This is a genomic window from Ferrovibrio sp. (genome assembly GCF_046297895.1).
Lineage (GTDB): Bacteria > Pseudomonadota > Alphaproteobacteria > Ferrovibrionales > Ferrovibrionaceae > Ferrovibrio.
Map to the genome: position 1 here is coordinate 64,004 of NZ_JBKBHC010000011.1, position 17,561 is coordinate 81,564.

At 64.7% G+C, this 17,561-nt stretch carries 16 protein-coding genes and 1 tRNA gene; 10 read left to right on the forward strand and 7 right to left on the reverse strand.

What is annotated here, in order from left to right; genetic code table 11:
- Positions 1-12 precede the first annotated feature (12 nt).
- Entirely contained in the window at positions 13-903 is an 891-nt protein-coding gene (locus ACK4FK_RS17945; protein ID WP_409746765.1) for a LysR family transcriptional regulator, read from the forward strand.
- Here the strand turns inward: ACK4FK_RS17945 and ACK4FK_RS17950 are convergent, their stop codons facing one another.
- Complete coding sequence (locus ACK4FK_RS17950) at positions 904-1,932, reverse strand: zinc-dependent alcohol dehydrogenase family protein (RefSeq protein WP_409746768.1); 1,029 nt, start codon at positions 1,930-1,932, stop codon at positions 904-906.
- A gap of 99 nt (positions 1,933-2,031) precedes the next feature.
- On the opposite strand from ACK4FK_RS17950, the gene ACK4FK_RS17955 reads away from it, so the two are divergent.
- Positions 2,032-2,487, forward strand: a complete 456-nt coding sequence (locus ACK4FK_RS17955) for a (2Fe-2S)-binding protein (protein ID WP_409746771.1) — start codon at positions 2,032-2,034, stop codon at positions 2,485-2,487.
- Positions 2,488-2,640: 153 nt separating this feature from the next.
- Here the strand turns inward: ACK4FK_RS17955 and ACK4FK_RS17960 are convergent, their stop codons facing one another.
- The gene (locus ACK4FK_RS17960; RefSeq protein ID WP_409746774.1) at positions 2,641-3,429 is read right to left on the reverse strand and encodes a 2-keto-4-pentenoate hydratase; all 789 of its coding nucleotides are present in this window, start codon (positions 3,427-3,429) and stop codon (positions 2,641-2,643) included.
- Position 3,430: 1 nt separating this feature from the next.
- On the reverse strand, positions 3,431-4,519 hold the full coding sequence (locus ACK4FK_RS17965) for a malate/lactate/ureidoglycolate dehydrogenase (protein ID WP_409746777.1): 1,089 nt from the start codon (positions 4,517-4,519) through the stop codon (positions 3,431-3,433).
- A gap of 100 nt (positions 4,520-4,619) precedes the next feature.
- Between ACK4FK_RS17965 and ACK4FK_RS17970 the strand changes: the two genes are divergently transcribed.
- Entirely contained in the window at positions 4,620-5,030 is a 411-nt protein-coding gene (locus ACK4FK_RS17970; protein ID WP_409746780.1) for a hypothetical protein, read from the forward strand.
- A gap of 39 nt (positions 5,031-5,069) precedes the next feature.
- Here ACK4FK_RS17970 and polA read toward each other — a convergent pair whose 3' ends face one another.
- Complete coding sequence (gene polA / locus ACK4FK_RS17975) at positions 5,070-7,892, reverse strand: DNA polymerase I (protein WP_409746783.1); 2,823 nt, start codon at positions 7,890-7,892, stop codon at positions 5,070-5,072.
- Between the two features lie 20 nt (positions 7,893-7,912).
- Positions 7,913-8,065 carry a zinc-finger domain-containing protein gene (locus ACK4FK_RS17980; RefSeq protein ID WP_409746786.1) on the reverse strand — a complete coding sequence of 51 codons (153 nt, stop codon included), beginning with the start codon at positions 8,063-8,065 and terminating at the stop codon, positions 7,913-7,915.
- A 184-nt stretch (positions 8,066-8,249) separates the two neighbouring features.
- On the opposite strand from ACK4FK_RS17980, the gene ACK4FK_RS17985 reads away from it, so the two are divergent.
- Positions 8,250-9,188, forward strand: a complete 939-nt coding sequence (locus tag ACK4FK_RS17985; protein WP_409746788.1) for an ABC transporter ATP-binding protein — start codon at positions 8,250-8,252, stop codon at positions 9,186-9,188.
- A 101-nt stretch (positions 9,189-9,289) separates the two neighbouring features.
- Here the strand turns inward: ACK4FK_RS17985 and ACK4FK_RS17990 are convergent, their stop codons facing one another.
- Entirely contained in the window at positions 9,290-9,742 is a 453-nt protein-coding gene (locus tag ACK4FK_RS17990; RefSeq protein WP_409746791.1) for a hypothetical protein, read from the reverse strand.
- Between the two features lie 279 nt (positions 9,743-10,021).
- On the opposite strand from ACK4FK_RS17990, the gene ACK4FK_RS17995 reads away from it, so the two are divergent.
- The 3 genes from ACK4FK_RS17995 (at position 10,022) to ACK4FK_RS18005 (ending at position 14,088) form a co-directional block, all read left to right on the forward strand.
- Positions 10,022-10,774: a class I SAM-dependent methyltransferase gene (locus ACK4FK_RS17995; RefSeq protein ID WP_409746794.1), complete on the forward strand. Its 753-nt coding sequence runs from the start codon at positions 10,022-10,024 to the stop codon at positions 10,772-10,774.
- Positions 10,775-11,143: 369 nt separating this feature from the next.
- Positions 11,144-11,220, forward strand: a tRNA-Arg gene (locus ACK4FK_RS18000).
- A 123-nt stretch (positions 11,221-11,343) separates the two neighbouring features.
- Complete coding sequence (locus tag ACK4FK_RS18005) at positions 11,344-14,088, forward strand: methyltransferase domain-containing protein (protein WP_409746797.1); 2,745 nt, start codon at positions 11,344-11,346, stop codon at positions 14,086-14,088.
- A 38-nt stretch (positions 14,089-14,126) separates the two neighbouring features.
- On the opposite strand, the gene ACK4FK_RS18010 is transcribed toward ACK4FK_RS18005, so the two are convergent.
- The gene (locus ACK4FK_RS18010) at positions 14,127-15,449 is read right to left on the reverse strand and encodes a surface carbohydrate biosynthesis protein (RefSeq protein ID WP_409746800.1); all 1,323 of its coding nucleotides are present in this window, start codon (positions 15,447-15,449) and stop codon (positions 14,127-14,129) included.
- A 255-nt stretch (positions 15,450-15,704) separates the two neighbouring features.
- On the opposite strand from ACK4FK_RS18010, the gene rfbA reads away from it, so the two are divergent.
- The 3 genes from rfbA to ACK4FK_RS18025 all read left to right on the forward strand — a co-directional run.
- Positions 15,705-16,580 carry a glucose-1-phosphate thymidylyltransferase RfbA gene (gene rfbA, locus ACK4FK_RS18015; RefSeq protein ID WP_409746812.1) on the forward strand — a complete coding sequence of 292 codons (876 nt, stop codon included), beginning with the start codon at positions 15,705-15,707 and terminating at the stop codon, positions 16,578-16,580.
- Between the two features lie 12 nt (positions 16,581-16,592).
- Complete coding sequence (gene rfbC / locus ACK4FK_RS18020; RefSeq protein ID WP_409746803.1) at positions 16,593-17,198, forward strand: dTDP-4-dehydrorhamnose 3,5-epimerase; 606 nt, start codon at positions 16,593-16,595, stop codon at positions 17,196-17,198.
- 10 nt (positions 17,199-17,208) lie between these two features.
- Positions 17,209-17,561: SDR family oxidoreductase (locus ACK4FK_RS18025; protein ID WP_409746806.1), on the forward strand; the 353-nt coding region annotated here is incomplete at its 3' end.

Sequence of the window (17,561 nt, forward strand, 5' to 3'; positions counted from 1 at the left end):
CGCCAAGGGCTCATGTCCGAGATTGAGGATTACCGGGCCTTCGTGGCCATCGTGGAACGCGGCAGCCTCACCGCCGCCGCCGCCCAGCTCGGCCGTTCGCTGCAGGCGGTCAGCCGCTCGCTGCAGATGCTGGAAGAGCAGTTGGGCGTCGAGCTGGTGGCGCGCACCACCCGGCGCTGTCGTCCCACCCAGGCGGGCGAGGATTTCCATCGCCGCCTGAAAGGCATCCTCGCCGATCTCGACTCCGCCCGCGCGGCCGTGGCCGAGGAAGGCGCGTTGATTTCCGGCCGCATCCGCGTGGCGGCCTCCTCGCGTTTCGGCGTGGCCTATCTGCTGCCCATTCTGGCCGCCTTCATGGAACGTCATCCGGGCGTCGAGATCGATCTGTCGCTGGACGATCGCTACGTCGATCTGCTGGCCGAGAATTTTGATCTCTCGGTGCAGTTCGGGCAGCTCTCCGATTCATCGCTGAAGGCGAAACGCCTGGGCCTGATCCGCCGCGTGGTGTTTGCATCGCCGCGCTATCTCGCCGCGCGCGGCCGGCCATCCGTGCCGGCCGATCTGAAATCGCATGATTGCGTGGCGCGATTGACGCATCACAGCACCGATACCTGGCGTTTCGGCGAGGGCGCGAACGAGACCGAGATTCCGGTGAAGGGCCGCTTCCGCTCGGATTCCGCGCCGGCGCGCATCGCCGCCGTGGTGGAAGGCTTAGGGATCGGCCTCGCGCCGCTCTACCAGATCCGCCCGCTGCTCGATGCTGGCCAGGTGGAAGTACTGCTGCCCGGCCATGAACCAACGCTCACGCCCGTGCATCTGGTCTGGCTGCCCGGCACGATGCCTTTGCGCCTGCGCCGCCTGATCGATTTCATCGCCACGCGCCTGTCGCTGGCGGGGGTGTGATCAGGTCAGGCCAATCACAATCTTCCCAAAGGCCGCGCCCTTGCCCATATGGCGATAGGCGTCGCGCACGCCGGTTTCCGAAAATTCGAAATGGCTGTCGATCACCGGCTTGGTCTTGGCCACGGCCATGGCGCGCAGCATGGCATCCAGGCCCTCCTTGCTGCCCACGGTCACGCCCTGCAACCGGATCTGCTGCATCACCACCAGCGGAATATGCAGGTCGTTGCTGGGGCCTGACAGCACGCCGATCATGCTGATCGTGCCGCCCGGCCGGATGGCGCGGATCGACTGCATCAGCGTGCCGGCGCCGCCCAGTTCCACGATATGGTCGAGGCCAGCGCCGCCGGTCATGGCGCGCGCCGCCTTGCCCCATTCGGGATTGGCCTTGTAGTTGATGCCGTGATCGGCGCCGAGCGTCTTCGCCCGCGCCAGCTTGGCGTCGCTGGAAGACGTGACGATCACCTCCGCGCCGGCCAGCTTGGCAAATTGCAGGGCGAACAGCGCCACGCCGCCGGTGCCCTGGATCAGCACGCGTTCGCCCGGCTGCACGCGGCCCATTGTGACGATGGCGCTCCAGGCGGTGAGCGCGGCGCAGGGCAGGGCGGCGGCCTCGGCGTAGCTCAAATGATCGGGGATTTTCGCCAGCGCGCTGGCGGGGAAGATGCGCTGCTCGCACAGCCAGCCGTCCAGCGGCCCGCCCATCGAGATACTGAATTTCTCCACGCTGGGTTCGCCGGCCAGCCAGGCCGGGAAGAAATGCCCCAGCACGCGGTCGCCGGCTTTGAATTGTGTGACGCCGGGGCCGACCGCCACCACCTCGCCGGCGCCGTCGGAAACCGGGATCAGCGGCAGCTTCTGGCGCGGATTGTAGGTGCCCTGCGCCATCAGCCAGTCGCGGAAATTCAGCGAACAGGCCTTCACGGCCACCAGCACGTCGCCCGGATTCAGGTCCGTGCCCGGCTCGGGCCAGGGGCGTTCCGCCATGCTAAGCTGGTCGACGCTGAATCCGCGCAGTTCGATGACGCGCATGAATGCCTCCCGTTTATCTCTGCCGCGATTGTGCGGCAGGCATTCCGCTCCGTCCAGTCCGTGTTAGGATAAGAAGGCTATCGCAGGAGGTCGTGCCCCATGCCGACGCTTTCGGTCAACGGACTGGCCATGGATGTGCAGGCGGAAGACGACATGCCGCTGCTCTGGGTTCTGCGCGACGTGCTGAACCTCACCGGCACCAAATACGGCTGCGGCATTGCCGCCTGCGGCGCCTGCACCGTGCTGATCGACGGCCAGCCGGTGCGCTCATGCTCCTATCCGCTCTCAGGCGTTGGCGAGGGCAGGATCGTCACCATCGAGGGACTGTCGCCCGATACCACGCATGTCGTGCAGCGGGCCTGGGCCGAACTCGATGTGCCGCAATGCGGCTATTGCCAGTCGGGGCAGATCCTGGCGGCCGTGGCCCTGCTGAACGAGACGCCGGAACCCACCGATGCCGATATCGATGCGGCGATGACCAATATCTGCCGCTGCGGTACCTATCCCGCCATCCGCGCCGCCATTCACCGGGCCGCGGAACTGGCCAAAGGCTAATCGCAACCGCCACGTGCGACTGCGTGGATGCCCGGGTCAAGCCCGGGCATGACGGGTGGTTTGCATGATTTTATAAATCGTCATGGCCGGGCTTGACCCGGGCATCCACGATTTTCTTTTTTCCTGCCGGCCATGACAAAAAATAGTTGAGCCTTACGCCCCGAACCGCACCTCGCAGCGGCCCAGGCCCTCCGCCAGGATCTCCACATGGTCGCCGGGCTTGGCCGGCAGCATGGCAAAGAAGGTGCCGGTCATGATCACGTCGCCGGCTTCCAGCGGCATTTCTTCCGTGCCCAGCCTGCCCGCCAGCCAGGCGAGCGCATGCAGCGGATTGCCATAGACCATGTCGCCCTTGCCTTGCGCCGCCTGCGTGCCGTTCACGCTCATGCTCATGCTTAAGCGCCGCAGGTCGAGGCCATCCAGCCGCCGCGCCGGGCTGCCCAGCACGAAGGCGCCGCCGCCGGCATTGTCGGCCAGCAGGTCGAAGGGCTTGGTATCCAGATTGGCAATGCGGCAGCCCACCACCTCGATGGCCGGCACGGCATAGCCCACCGCGCGCAGCACATCCGCCAGCGTGGGCTTTTCCATGGTCAGGTCGCGCTCCAGCACGATCGCCACTTCGCCTTCCAGCCGCGGCTGCATGATCTTGCCCGCCGGAATCTCGTCGCCGTCGCCCAGCAGCATGTCGGCATAAAGCGTACCCCAGGCCGGTTCGCTGAGGCCCATGGCCTTTTGGGCGGCACGCGCGCTCAGGGCCACCTTGCGGCCGACGATGCGGCGGCCGTTTTTCAGCCAATGCTCGCGGTTTAGGCCCTGGATGGCATAGGCGGCGGCGAGGTCGGGGTTGGCAAACAACTCGCGCACGGGGGCGCAGGGCTTGCCGGTTTCCTCGGCGACGCGCAGGCGGATGGCGGCGGCTTCGATCTCAGGGATGCTGCTCATCTCAGGCCACTCCGGCGACGCTGTTGGTTTCGGCGGCGCTCACATTGACGGATTCGCCGGCCGTCACGATCTCGCCCCAGGTGGTGGCATCCACCGGAATGCCCTCGGCCAGGCGTCTGGCGCGGGCGCGGCGCTCCGGCTCGCCGGCCACCAGCACGCCGTCACTATTTGGGGCTTTCGGCGAGGCCTTCACAAAATCGGTGAAGGCCGCCACCTCGCGGCGCCAGGTCTCGGCGCCGCCGAGTTTCGCGGGGTCGATGATCACCGAGAACATGTTGTTGGTGATGGTGCCGGTGGCCCAGCTGCCCTCATGCATGGTCACACCGCCGGTCATGGCGCCGGCCAGCAGTTCGGCGATCACCGCCAGGCCATAGCCCTTGTGTTCGCCGAAAGCGAGGATCGCCCCGATCGGCGGGTTGAACATCGTCTTCGGATCGGTGGTGGGATTGCCCTTTGCATCGATCAGCGTGCCGGGCGCCACCTGTTCGCCCTTGTTCATCGCCACGCGCACCTTGCCCATGGCGATCTTCGAGGTTGCCATGTCCAGCACGATGGGTTCGCCGCCGGGTTCGGTGGCCGGAATGGCGCAGCAATAGGGATTGGTGGCAAAGCGCGCATCGGCGCCGCCATAGGGCGCCACCAGCGGCGGCCGGCCGACGACGTTCACGTAATGCGTCGAGACCAGGCCGGCGGCGGCGCATTGTTCGCCCCAATGGCCGATGCGGCCGATATGGTGGCTGTTGCGCAGACTGACGATACAGGCGCCGAGGTCTTTGGCGCGCCGGATGCCCAGCTCCATCGCCTCGTGCCCGATCACCTGCCCGTAGCCCATGTTGCCGTCGAGATTGAGGATGGCGCCGGCATCCGACAGCACGCGCACCGAAGCATTCACGGTCAGCCGCTTTTCCACCACGGCGAGGATGTATTGCGGCAGCATGCCGACGCCGTGGCTGTCATGGCCCGACAGATTGGCCAGCACCAGGTTCTCGGCCACCAGGCTCGCCTCGCGCTCGTTGCTGCCGCCCGCCAGGCAGATATGGCGCACGGCGGCGCGCAGCCTGTCGGCGGGAATGGTGACGGTGGCGGCCATGGAGAATCCTCGGGTCGTTTATTGCTGGGGCGTTTTCTTGCTGGCTTCCGGTTTATCGGAAAGCTTGCGGGCGAACAACGGGGCGGGCAGACTGCGGCCCATGATGCACCGCACACTCCGTCTTCTGCTCGTCCTGCTGCCCGCAATGTTGGCCGCCTGCGCTTCCCCGCTGGAAGACACCGCCGAGCGCGCCCGCACCGCCCTGGTCGGGCTGGACGAGGCCGGGCTGAAACGCTGCCTGGGCGAACCGCTGGCGATCCATCGGGAAGGCGGCAGCGATCTGTGGCTTTATTTCCGCGAGACCAGCCGCTCGGCCACGGCGACCAGCGATACCGGCTACACGCCCACCGGCCGCGACAGCGTGTCCTACGACTACTACCGCTATTGCGAGGCCGCCTTCACGCTGCAGGGCGGCCGGGTGCGCGCGGTGGAGTTCACCGGCCGCACCTCGACGGGCCGCCAGACGCTGGAGCCCTGCGGCGCGCTGGTCGAACGCTGCATGAAGCCCTGACCGTCATGCCCGGACCAAGGCCGGGCATGACGGATTGGATCAGTGCGCCGCGTCCCAGTTGGCGCCGCGGCCGGCTTCCACCACCAGCGGCACATCCAGCGCGGCGGCTGCCTGCATCACGTCCTTGGCCACGCGGATCGCGTCGTCGACTTCCGACTCCGGCGCCTCGAACACCAGTTCGTCATGCACCTGCAGCAGCATGCGGGTCTTGAGCCCGGCGCGCGCCAGCGCCGCCGGCAGCTTCACCATGGCATGCTTGATGATGTCGGCGGCCGAGCCCTGGATCGGCGCGTTGATCGAGGCGCGTTCCAGGAAGGCGCGTTCGGCCGGGTTCTTGGTGTTGATGTTGGGGAAATGCACGCGCCGGCCGAACAGGGTTGAAACGTAACCCTGTTCCTTCACCTGTTTCTTGGTGCGGTCCATGTAGTCGCGGATGCCGGGATAACGCCTGAAATAGGCCTCGATGTAGCTCTGCGCCTCGCGCTGCGGGATGCCGAGCTGGGCGGCCAGGCCAAAGGCGCTCATGCCGTAGATGATGCCGAAATTGATCGCCTTGGCGGCGCGGCGCACCATCGGGTCCATGCCTTCCACCGGCGTGTTGAACACCTGGGATGCGGTCAGCGCGTGGATGTCGACGCCGTCGCGGAAGGCCTGCTTCAGCGCGGCGATATCGGCGATATGGGCCAGGATGCGCAGTTCGATCTGCGAATAATCGGCCGAGATCAGCACATGGCCGGCTTCTGCCACGAAGGCGCGGCGGATCTTGCGGCCTTCTTCGCTGCGGATCGGGATGTTCTGCAGGTTGGGATCATTGGAGGCGAAGCGCCCGGTATTGGTGGACGAGATCGAATAGGAGGTGTGCACGCGGCCGGTGCGCGGATTGATCGAGGCCACCAGCGCATCGGTATAGGTGGATTTCAGCTTCTGCAGCTGGCGCCAGTCCAGCACCACGCGCGGCAGCTCATGGCCCTGGGCGGCCAGTTCCTCCAGCACGTCGGCGCCGGTCGAGTAGGCCCCGGTCTTGCCCTTCTTGCCGCCGGGCAGCGACATCCTGTCGAACAGGATTTCGCCAAGCTGCTTGGGCGAGCCGATGTTGAAGCTTTCGCCGGCCAGTTCATGCGCCTGCTTCTCGAAGGCATCCATGCGGCTGGCGAAATCGGCCGACAGGCGGTTGAGTTCGGCGGGATCGACCCTGATGCCGGCCACTTCCATCGCCGCCACCACGGTGGGCAGGCCGCGCTCCACCGTTTCGTACAGCGTCACCTGTTTCTCGGCCAGCAGGCGCGGCTTCAGCACATGATAAAGCCGCAGCGTGATGTCGGCATCTTCCGCCGCATAATCGCGCGCCTTGTCCAGCGCCACTTCGGCGAAGGATATGCGGCTGCGCCCGGTGCCGGTCACTTCGTCGTAGGAGATCGGCTTGTGGCCCAGATGCAGTTCGGCCAGCTCGTCCATGCCATGGCCGTGTTTGCCGGCATCCAGCACATAGGAGATCAGCATGGTGTCGTCGTAGGACACGATCTCCAGGCCATAGCGATGCAGCACCGCCATGTCGTATTTGATGTTCTGGCCGATTTTCAGTACGGCCGGATCGGCCAGCAGGGGCTTCAGTGCGGCCAGCGCGTCATCCAGCGGAATCTGCTTCGGCGCGCCTTCGCCGCTCAGGTCCAGCCCGCCGCCGCCCGGCGGAATGTGTCCCACCGGCACATAGCAGGCCTCATGCGGCTGGATGCTGAGGCTGAAGCCCACCAGCTCGGCATGGGTGGGCGAGAGGTTGGTGGTCTCGGTATCGAAGGCGACGGTCCCAGCGGCCGAGGCGCGCTCGATCCATTGCCGCAGCGTGGCGATATCCTGCACCAGCGTGTAGGTCGCGGTCGTCTCGATGGTCGATGGCGGCGTTTCCGGCCCGCCTTCGCCTTCGAAGGCTACAGGCGCCGGCGCCTTGCGCGGGCCGTTGCCATCCATGTCTGCCGTGCCGCGCAGCTTCAGCCGGCTTTCGATGCGGCTGGTCAGGCTGCGGAATTCCATCTCGTCGAGGAAGGCTTTGAGCTTCGGCCATTCCACTGGCCCGAGCTTGAGGTCATCAAGCCCCAGATCGAGCGGCACATCGTCTTTCAGGCGCACCAGTTCGCGCGAGATGCGCGCCTTGTCGGCATTGGTCAGCAGGGTTTCGCGCCGCTTGGGCTGCTTGATCTCGGCAGCCCTGGCCAGCAGGGTGTCGAGATCGCCGAAGGTGTTGATCAGTTCCGCCGCCGTCTTGATGCCGATGCCGGGCACGCCGGGCACGTTGTCGGTGCTGTCGCCGGCCAGGGACTGCACGTCCACCACCTTGTCGGGCGCGACGCCGAATTTCTCCATCACCTCGGCGGGGCCGATGCTGCGGTCCTTCATCGGATCGAGCATGCCGACGCCGTCCCTGACAAGCTGCATCAGGTCCTTGTCGGAGGAAACGACCACCACCTCCATGCCGGCCTCGCGCGCCAGTCTGGCATAGGTGGCGATCAGGTCGTCGGCCTCGAAGCCATCCTTCTCGATGGCGGCTAGGCCAAAGGCGCGGGTGGCGCGCCGGATCGGCTCGAATTGCGGGATCAGGTCTTCCGGCGTCTCGGCCCGGTTGGCCTTGTATTCGGGATAGATCTCGTTGCGGAAATTGGCCCGTGCCGCATCGAAGATCACCGCCATGTGGCTGACGGCCTCGTCATGCTCGGCCTTGTCGCGCAAGCTTGAGAGCATGTTGCAGAAGCCCGACACGGCGCCCACCGGCATGCCGTCGGACTTGCGCGTGAGCGGGGGGAGCGCGTGATAGGCCCGGAAGATATAGCCCGAGCCGTCGACCAGATAGAGGCGGTGTTTGGATGCCATGCCCTGAAACGCGGGCCCGGTCAGTGGCCGTGGGCGTGCGCGCCCTCTTTCAGCAGATAGAGCCGGCCGCAATAGGGGCAGTCGATCTGGTGTTTCTCGCCCATGTTCAGGTAGACGCGCGGATGGCCGAGTGCGCCGCCACCGCCGTCGCAGGCCACCACGGGGCTATCCACTTCGATGGTTTCAACAGGGGCTCGGGCCGGGGATTGCATCGCTACACTCCGCAGAAAAGGACGAAATCCGGTCATGGAAGGCAGGGGGCGGTTTGACCCGCTCGCTGCCCGGTGATACCTACCGCGATACCTACCCCAGCAGGCCCCGTTCCGCCAGTCTTTCAGGCCCATAAGGCTCCAGACCATGCCCGAATCCGCCGCCATTTCCGTCCGCGACCTGGTGAAGGTTTACGGCGCCGGCGGGCGCAGCGAAAAGCGCGCCCTGAACGGCATCGCGCTGGATATTCCGCGCGGCAGCTTCTTCGGCCTGCTCGGGCCGAACGGCGCCGGCAAGTCCACGCTGATCAACATCCTGGCCGGGCTGGTGAACAAGACCTCGGGGCATGCGGCGATCTGGGGCTACGACATCGACGCCGATCCGCGCCGGGCGCGGGCCGCCATCGGCGTGGTGCCGCAGGAACTCAATCTCGATCCCTTCTTCACGCCGCGCGAGGCGATGGAATTCCAGGCCGGCCTCTATGGCGTGCCGAAAGCCGAACGCCGCACCGATGCAATCCTCGCCGCCGTCGGCCTTTCCGACAAGGCCAATGCCTATGCCCGCACATTGTCGGGCGGCATGCGGCGGCGCCTGCTGGTGGCCAAGGCGCTGGTGCATAACCCGCCGGTGCTGGTGCTGGACGAACCCACCGCCGGCGTGGATATCGAACTGCGCCAGCAGCTCTGGGCTTATGTGCGCGAACTCAATCGCGCCGGCACCACGGTGGTGCTCACCACCCATTATCTGGAAGAGGCCGAGGCGCTCTGCGACCACATCGCCATCATCAACCATGGCAATGTGGTGGCCCATGACGCCACGCCGAAACTGCTCTCGCGGCTCGACCGCAAGGATGTGATCGTCACCCTGGATGCCGATCTGGCCGCCGTGCCGGCCTCACTGGCCGAACTCAATGCCGAGCTGCTGGGGCCCCGCCGCCTGCGCCTGCATTACCGCCCGAGCCAGCAGCCGTTTTCCACGGTGCTGGCCCGCATCCAGCAGGCCGGGCTCGCCATCCACGATCTCTCCACTCAGGAAGCCGACCTGGAAGATCTGTTCCTGGAACTGACGCGCAGCCGGGCGGCGTGAGGTTCTGGCACAAGAAGATTTCTAGAGAAACGTGCAACCGCTTATTCGCGTGCAAATCTGGAGCGACGGGTTTGTGGCGAATTTAGTTGCTGCGAAAGATTTCAATTTTTCCCAATGTCTGATTGTGGCTTGGTGAAGTTTATATACTCATCATAGGACATTAAGCATTCTTTCTTGCTGGCGGTGTAGAGGCAATCGATCACAGTGTAGAAAGGATTGTCCGCTAGTGCTGCGGAGAAATAGTCAGCCATTTTGAACAGCGTGCCTATTAATAATACCAGGCCAATAATCGTAGCAACTGCGCCATATGTTTCGGATGAGAACGGGCGCTCTTGTTTTCTTTCCGGAACAGTCGAGAAAATCCAATGCGCGACAAAGAAAGAAATTGATATAAAAATCGCCATGATGGCGGATTTTCCCAAAGCCACTCGAATGTATGGATAACTCCAGAGCTGAGTGGATGCCGCGAATGCATATATGGCGTACCCAGCGAAAAGCAGGGAGCTTGCTTTTGAGATCGCATCAAATGCATAAGCAAAATGCTTCAATTCCATAGCCGTTCCCCTTTTTCTGATTTCCTCTTTTGGCTGCCAATCAAAGCAACTCTCTTACATTCATTCGGTTTGTCTAGCGCCATAGAATACGAGCCGGATAAGTCGCTTAATGCTGCCCGCTAATGTTGTATGCATGCTTTTGCGATGAAGGCCGTGCCCATCGCCTACGGCTCGATCCAGCGGCGATCTTAACCTCCTCTTAACCCCAACCGATTCTGATCGACGTGATGTTCCACCGGTCGCCGCGAGTCGCGGCGGCGCAACGAGGAGGACAGCGTCATGGATGGCACTGTTGTTCAGTCGCTTCCCAGCCGGCAATCGGGCCAGTACTGGGATGCCGCCGCCACCAACTGGGAAGAGGAAATCTTCTCCTCCTTCCACAACGACCGCAAAGGCGTGATCCTGTCCGCGCTGAAGGCCGCCGCCGACGGCAAGGCGGCCATGGCCGATTTCGGCTGCGGCGTGGGCATCTATCTGCCCGTGCTGGGCCGCCTGTTCGGCGCGGTGCATGGTTTCGAGCAGTCGGCCGCCTGCGTCGATGTCGCGCGCCGCAAGACGCGCGGGCAGGGCAATATCAGCGTGCATGTGGCGAGTTCCGCGCTGAAAAGCTGGCGCGGCCGCTTTGATGCCGTGCTGTGCGCCAATGCGGCCATCCATCCGCGCCGCGCCATCTGGCAGGGTGTGCTCGATTCCGCCCGCGCGCTGCTGCGAGATGACGGCGGCAAGCTGATCCTGGTGGTGCCGGCCCTGGGTTCGGCCAGATTGCTGGCGAAGGCCGAGCGCAACGCCGCCGCGCCGCGCATCATCGTCAAACCCGATGCGCCCGATGGCAGCAGCGGTGTTTCCATCGACGGCGTTTCGACCAAGCATTTCACCGCCGCAGAACTGAAGCGCGAACTGGCCGCCCGCGGCTTCCGCGCCATCCGGGTTCAGAAGGTGGAATATTCCTGGGCCTGCCACAGCATCCGCCCGCCGAAGGCGCTCAGCGCCGCCAAACCTTGGGACTGGCTGGTGACGGCAAGGGCCGCGTAGCGTCGGCGCCGCCGGCCCTTGCAATGTTTGCTTTTTGTACCATCTGATCCGGGGTCGGCTGCCGGCAGGGGCAGGGGTCTGTTATGCCCGTTTGAGCAGAATCAACGGGTTAACATGGCAAAACCATCGCAAACCAACTCAAAATCACGCCCGGCGGCCCGGCCGCGCCGCAAAGCCGATGTTTCGCGAGTCCAAAGCGGCGCGCTGGCGTGGCGGGCGGAATCTGCCTGTCTTTTCCGCCGTCTGGCCGGCTTTGCGGCCGCCCGCCCGGCCCGGGTCCGGGGCCGCGCCGCCGCGGGCGGCTGCCTTGCTTTCCGGCCGGCCTCTCGGTTATGGTCCGCCCGCCGGCCCGGCCGGTTCGATATCCAGGCACCCGTAGCTCAGCTGGATAGAGCGCTGCCCTCCGAAGGCAGAGGTCACAAGTTCGAATCTTGTCGGGTGCGCCATCTCCTCAGATCATTGATTCTGCGGCAGTTTTTCCAGATTCCCGGCCGCGCCGCCAGACTTCCTTTACCATTGCCGTGCCAGCCTGCGATGCTTGATTCGGGCAGGACGGAGCGCAGGCGCCGATGCGTGTGGTTTTTGCAATCAACGCCGATCCCCGTGAGAAGGGGGAAGGCTGGGCCAGGCTGGCCAGTGCCCGCTATCGCGGCCTGATCCCGGCCCAGCAGATGGCGCTGCAGGACCCCGGCCTGCAGGTCGAGGTGATCGGCTTCCCCGAACTGTTCCGCCCCGATTTCGACCCCCGCGCCGACCTGCTGATCCTGCATCAACCCAAGCTGGACGTGGTTTCCTTCAGCCAGAGCTTCCCCGCCTGCCTGGAGCGCATCGATGACCTGCGCGCTGCCGGTGGCCGGCTGGTGATCGACGTGTCCGACTTCAAGCTGGCGGCCGAACACGATGCCGCCGTCGCGCGGCAGGTGGGCGAGGACAATGCGCGGCTGTATCGCAAGATGCTGGAGCAGTTCTTCCGCCGCTGCGATGCCGTCACCACGCCGAGCGATACGCTTGCGGGCCTGATGCGCGAGGCGCTGGAGCGGCTTGTCGCCGAACGGACGGTGCCGGTTTCGGTGATCGGCGACCCCATCGAAGTGGAGCGGCGGCCGGTGCGGTTCGCGCCGGGCGACACGGTGAGGCTGCTGTGGTTCGGCTTCTATGGCATCCACGCTCCGGCCATGCGGGCCTTCTTCCAGGCCGATCTGCCGCGTCTGAAAGCCGCGCTGGCCCCGCAGCGCCGCCTGCATCTGCAGATGCTCTGCGAACCGCTGGCGCCGGACCAGGCCGTCAAGCAGCTCGGGCCTCTGGCCGGAACCGATGAGGTGGAATTCAAGCCTTGGTCGGTGCCGGCGCTGCAACAGGCGCTCAACGACTGCGACGTGGTGGTGCTGCCCTTTGCCTCCGGCTCGGTGATGTCGGCCGGCAAGAGCAACAATCGGGCTTTGCAGGCGCTGTATGCCGGCCGCTTCGTTGTGGCGCATCCGATCGACAGCTATCGCGAGCTTGGCGATTTTTGCGGCCTGGACGACCAGCTCGACCGTGCGGTGCTGGCCGCATTGGCCGCGCCCGAGGCGGTGACAAAAAAGATTGCCCGCGGCCAGATCCATGTGGCCGAACACTGTGCGCCCGAGGCCATCGGCCGGCAATGGACCGAGCTGGCCCGGAATATCCGCGCCGCCGCGCCGGTCAGGCCGGCCTCGGGAGCCGCGGCTAAGGCCGAAGTCAAATCCGGAGGCAGCATGCCCGATCTCTCCATCTGCTGGCTGGTGCCGCGTCCGGCAGTCTACAAGGGGGTCGATGCGCCGCCTCCCATGCCGGCCGCGCGCTATCGCCTGGATCTCACCGGTCTGCTGCAGCGCGGCATCCATGCCACGTATCTCGATCTCGAAGGCAGCAACCCTGATACTTTCGTCCGCGCCTGCGGCGGCAGGATGCCTGACATCGTGGTGCTGCCGGCGATGGCATTGCCGGATATCGTCCAGGCGGCCACCTGGCTGCGCAATGCCGGGGTGCGTCTCGTGCTGGATCTGCATGATGGCCATGCCGCCGGCCCGGCCGGAGCCGAGATGCTGCGCCAGATCGCCGGGCAGGCGGTAGCGGCCGCTGCTGCCGCGCCGGGGCTGGCGCTCCAATACAAACGCGAGACCGGGCGCGAGGCGCTGCCCGTTCATGATCCCTACGAGGGCGATGCCGGTGCGCCGCGCTTTGCGCCGGCCGGCGAACGGCTGAAGCTGGCCTGGTATGGCGAACCTTCCGATCTGCCGGAGTTGTCCGGTCTGCTCAATGCATTGATGCCCTATGCTGCGGAACAGCCGATGACGCTGAACCTAGTCGTATCGGTGCCGCCGCAGCTCGCCGCCTCGCTCAGCGGCGCCACCGAGATGTCGGGCGGCCGGCTGCAGGTGACGGTCACGCCCTGGAGCGCGGCGGCACAGGCAGCCGCCATTGCCGGTTGCGACATCGTGGTGCTGCCAAGCCCGCCCGAACCGCAGGCGCAGACGCGCGGGCCGCAGCGCTTGGTGGCAGCCCTGCGCGGCGGCCGGCTGGTGGTGGCTGGGCCGACGCCGGCCCACGAGGCCTTCCGCGACATGGCCTGGATCGGTCCGCATCTGCCCGACGGCCTGCGCTGGGCGAAACAGAATCAGGCGCAGGTGCTGCAGCGCATAGCCGCCGGTCAGGCCATTATCGAGGTGCGGCATTCGCCGCTGGCGGCGGCCACGCAATGGGCGGCGGTGTTCGACGCCGCGATGCGGCAGGCAACGCCGCAGCCTCTGGCCGCGCCGGCGCAGCGCGGCATCAGGCTCAATCTGGGTTGCGGCGACAAGATATTGCCTGGCTATGTGAATTGCGATGCGCTGTCCTCGCGCGGGCAGGGCCCGAAGGTGGACGTGCAATGCGACGTCACCAAGCGGCTGCCTTTCGTCGACGGGGCCGCCGAGGAGGTGCTGGCGGTACATGTCGTCGAGCATATCTGGCGCTGGGAAGTGGCCGATGTGCTGCGCGAATGGACGCGCGTGCTGCAGCCTGGCGGCCGGATGGTGCTGGAATGCCCGAATCTGCTGAGCGCGGCACAGGAGCTGATCCGGAATCCGGTCGCCGCCGCTGGCCCAGGGCCGGAGGGACAGCGCAGCATGTGGGTGTTCTATGGCGACCCGCGCTGGCGCGATCCGCTGATGATCCACCGCTGGGGTTACACGCCGCAGAGTCTGGCTGCGCTGATGGCCGAGGCGGGGTTGGTGAACGTGCGGCAGGAACCGGCGCAGTTCAAGCTGCGCGAGCCGCGCGACATGCGCATCGTTGGTGAAAAGCCGCTGTAGCAAGGATGCCCGTGCGGGTACCGCAGGGGCGGCAGGGCTCAGTCCACCGGAGCAGGAGCCGGCGCTTCGCCGTATCTGCGCGTGAGTTCGTCGACGGCCTCGATCGGGGCGATCATGATCAGATTCGGGCCGGGGCTTAGAATGCCGACATTGCCGAGGTCGAGCACCTTGGCCGCCTGGTTCACGAATTGCTTGCAGGCATTGTAGCTGACCGGCGGCCAGCGGTGCGCCATGGATGGATTGTATTTGAAATCCAGCACCGAGGCGAAACGGGAGCGGACCAACTCCTCGAATGTGCATTCCGGCGGATCCAGCCGCTCGATCGCGTCCAGGGTATTTTCGCTGATCGGTTCGTCGATGCCGTAGATCGTCTTCCTCAGTTCCTCGACCAGGGCGTCGGAAGGTTCCTGGGCCTGGATGATGGCCTGTCTCCATCCGCCGGGCGGGATCAGGAACGCGCTCAGGGTGTGGTCGGGATGGTCGAGATAATTGCCGACCGGCTTGCCGGCCAGCACGCCCTCCAGGCCGGTCGTGCAGTTGCCCTGCAGCACGGCGTCACAGGCGATCAGCCAGGGCGCGACCGGACCGCTGGCATCTACCCAGGCGCCCTGAATGCCGCGCAGAAGATTGATCCACATCTGCGGATTTTCATGTGGGTGCGGGCGCATGACCACGGTATGACCCTCGGCACGCAGCCGACGGATCAGGTTGACGGCGGTTTCGATACCGATTTTTTCGCGCTGGTAGGTCTCGTCGAAATAATCCCGCTTCGTATCCAGCCGCTCCGCCATCTTGTTGAAGGTGTCGCGCTCCCAGTCCGTCGAGTAGAAACTGCCATGGATGCCGAAGGACGAGTTCAGCAGCACGAACCGGCCGATGGAGTTATGCAGTATCTCGATCTGGGGTGCAAAAATCTCGCGGTTGCGGCCACGCAGCAACTCGATCCTGACATTGCCGACGTTTTCAATCTTGCCGAAGGCGTGATGGCTGGCCACCCGGGTATCGAGCGTCGATCCCGCGAGGTAAAGGTCGACCAGTTCCGCGGTGCGCGGATCGAACATGGTCTGCGCGTATTCCTCGTTTTCCGGTACGTCGCGGATATTGGTAATCTCTTCGCATATGGCGACGGTGCGGTTCTGGTGCGTCTTGGCAGTCTCGAAATAATGGTGGCAGGCGCCTGTCACGGTCTTGTGCCAGAAGACGCCGGCGGGAAGGCGGGGCAGGTTCGCCTCCATGATCACCTTCTGGCTGATGATCGTGGTGAAACCACGGCGCGCCGCATGCACGGCGAAGAGCAGCCGTGCATTCAGTTCGCGGCGCTGGAGCTCGCAAGAGACGTAAATCGGCTTTACTTTTATCATCGTGTCTGATCGGGCTTGGCTGGCATCACAGGCGGCGTTGCCGAGGGGCAGCGCCAGCCTGATTGCGGCATCGCGTTTGTCCAAGTTTAGGCGAAATTATGCTGGTGCGGGCTGCATTTTACGCAAGGGTAATGTGGGGCGGGCGGGTTACCGATGCGTTAATGATTTCGGAGGGAGATTAAGCTAGTATTAAGCTGCGGAATGGCTTGATATTTGGCTGGAATTCGATTCTCGACGCGTAGATGGGATAAATTTATGAAGGGCATCATTCTGGCGGGCGGAGCCGGCACCCGGCTGCATCCGGCAACGGCGGTCACCAGCAAGCAACTGATCCCGGTCTATGACAAGCCGATGATCTATCATCCGCTTACCACCCTGATGCTGGCCGGCATCCGCGATATCCTAGTGATTACCACACCCCGCGATCAGGGCGCGTTCAGTTCCCTCCTGAAGGACGGCAGCCAGTGGGGCCTGAACATCGGCTATGCCGTGCAGCCCGAGCCCAATGGCATAGCCCAGGCTTTCCTGATCGGTCGCGACTTCGTCGGCGGGGGAGCCTGCGCGCTGGTGCTGGGTGACAACATCTTCTACGGCGAAGGCTTCGGCGCCGTTTTGCGCAAGGCCGCCAAGCAGCAGCACGGGGCAACGGTGTTCGGCTATTGGGTTGCCGACCCCGAGCGCTACGGTGTGCTGGATCTTAATCCGGACAAATCCGTGCGAGCGATTATCGAAAAACCCAACCCGGCTCCGAGCAACTGGGCAGTAACCGGTCTGTATTTCTATGACAGAAACGTCTGCGACATCGCAGCGACCCTGAAGCCCTCGGCGCGCGGTGAGTTGGAGATCACCGATCTCAACAATGTCTATCTGCAGCGCGGCCAGCTCAATGTGGAATTATTCGGCCGCGGTTTCGCCTGGCTCGATACCGGCACGCCGGACAGCCTGCTCGAGGCATCGAATTTCATCGCCACCGTGGAGAAGCGCCAGGGTCTCAAAATCGCCGCGCCGGAGGAGATTGCCTGGCGGCAGGGCTATATCAGTGCGGCACAGGTCGAAGCTATTGCCGCCGCCTACGGCAAGAACGGCTATGGTCAGTATCTGCGTCGGATTCTGAGTGAAGACCGGCGTTGAGGCGGAGGGGCCATGAAGATATTCGCCACAGACCTTAGCGACGTCTTCATCATCGAGATGAAGGCTTTTTCCGACGACCGTGGTTTCATCAAGGAGCTGTGGAACGCGCCGCGCTACCTGAATTACGGTCTGGGTGTGCCCTCGGTGCAGACGAATTTCTCGCGCTCGCGCAAAGATGTGGTGCGCGGCCTGCATTACCAGGAACCGCACGGCCAGGGTAAACTGGTTACGGTGCTGTCGGGCGAGGTGTTCGACGTTGCCGTGGATATCCGCCAGGGTTCGCCCAATTTCGGCAAATGGACCGGCACGATCCTCTCGGGCGACAATCATCGCCAACTCTGGATTCCGCCCGGCTTCGCCCATGGTTTCGCCGTACTCAGCGACAATGCGGACTTTCTGTATCAGTGCACTGCGCCTTACGATCCACGCTGCGAACATGCCATCCGCTGGGATGATCCCGTCATCGGCATCGACTGGCAGGTGAAGAATCCGATTCTGGCGGCGAAGGATCAGGCGGCGCCGCTGCTGAGCGAGGCCAAGGTTCTGCCGCCCTATTATCCGCTGCCGCCGCTGATCGTGTCCGATAACGGACGGGCGGCATCGCGCGACGCTGGCTAGGCAGAGGTAGATGCTGCGGATTGCCGTCATCGGCCTGCACGGGCAGTTGGCGCGGTCATTGGCCGAGCTGGCAGACGATGAGGTGCAGATCGCTTGCCTCGGTAGGCCTGATCTGGATCTGACCGATCCTCCCACCATCGCGGCCGCGCTCTGGAAGGTGCCGGCCGACATTGTCGTGAATGCGGCGGCCTATACGGCGGTCGACCGCGCCGAGAGCGAACCGGACCTGGCCTTTGCCGTCAACCGCGATGGTGCCGGCGCGCTGGCCACCAGTTGCGCCCAGCTCGGCCTGCCGCTGATCCATATTTCCACTGACTATGTTTTCGACGGTTCAAAACCCGATCCCTATGTAGAAACCGACTC

What these genes read in the sequence shown, in the direction of transcription:
- ACK4FK_RS17945 (WP_409746765.1), top strand. Translation starts at nt 13, where the DNA reads ATGTCCGAGATTGAGGATTACCGGGCCTTCGTGGCCATCGTGGAACGC.
- ACK4FK_RS17950 (WP_409746768.1), bottom strand. Translation starts at nt 1,932, where the DNA reads ATGCGCGTCATCGAACTGCGCGGATTCAGCGTCGACCAGCTTAGCATG.
- ACK4FK_RS17955 (WP_409746771.1), top strand. Translation starts at nt 2,032, where the DNA reads ATGCCGACGCTTTCGGTCAACGGACTGGCCATGGATGTGCAGGCGGAA.
- ACK4FK_RS17960 (WP_409746774.1), bottom strand. Translation starts at nt 3,429, where the DNA reads ATGAGCAGCATCCCTGAGATCGAAGCCGCCGCCATCCGCCTGCGCGTC.
- ACK4FK_RS17965 (WP_409746777.1), bottom strand. Translation starts at nt 4,519, where the DNA reads ATGGCCGCCACCGTCACCATTCCCGCCGACAGGCTGCGCGCCGCCGTG.
- ACK4FK_RS17970 (WP_409746780.1), top strand. Translation starts at nt 4,620, where the DNA reads ATGATGCACCGCACACTCCGTCTTCTGCTCGTCCTGCTGCCCGCAATG.
- polA (WP_409746783.1), bottom strand. Translation starts at nt 7,892, where the DNA reads ATGGCATCCAAACACCGCCTCTATCTGGTCGACGGCTCGGGCTATATC.
- ACK4FK_RS17985 (WP_409746788.1), top strand. Translation starts at nt 8,250, where the DNA reads ATGCCCGAATCCGCCGCCATTTCCGTCCGCGACCTGGTGAAGGTTTAC.
- ACK4FK_RS17990 (WP_409746791.1), bottom strand. Translation starts at nt 9,742, where the DNA reads ATGGAATTGAAGCATTTTGCTTATGCATTTGATGCGATCTCAAAAGCA.
- ACK4FK_RS17995 (WP_409746794.1), top strand. Translation starts at nt 10,022, where the DNA reads ATGGATGGCACTGTTGTTCAGTCGCTTCCCAGCCGGCAATCGGGCCAG.
- ACK4FK_RS18005 (WP_409746797.1), top strand. Translation starts at nt 11,344, where the DNA reads ATGCGTGTGGTTTTTGCAATCAACGCCGATCCCCGTGAGAAGGGGGAA.
- ACK4FK_RS18010 (WP_409746800.1), bottom strand. Translation starts at nt 15,449, where the DNA reads ATGATAAAAGTAAAGCCGATTTACGTCTCTTGCGAGCTCCAGCGCCGC.
- rfbA (WP_409746812.1), top strand. Translation starts at nt 15,705, where the DNA reads ATGAAGGGCATCATTCTGGCGGGCGGAGCCGGCACCCGGCTGCATCCG.
- rfbC (WP_409746803.1), top strand. Translation starts at nt 16,593, where the DNA reads ATGAAGATATTCGCCACAGACCTTAGCGACGTCTTCATCATCGAGATG.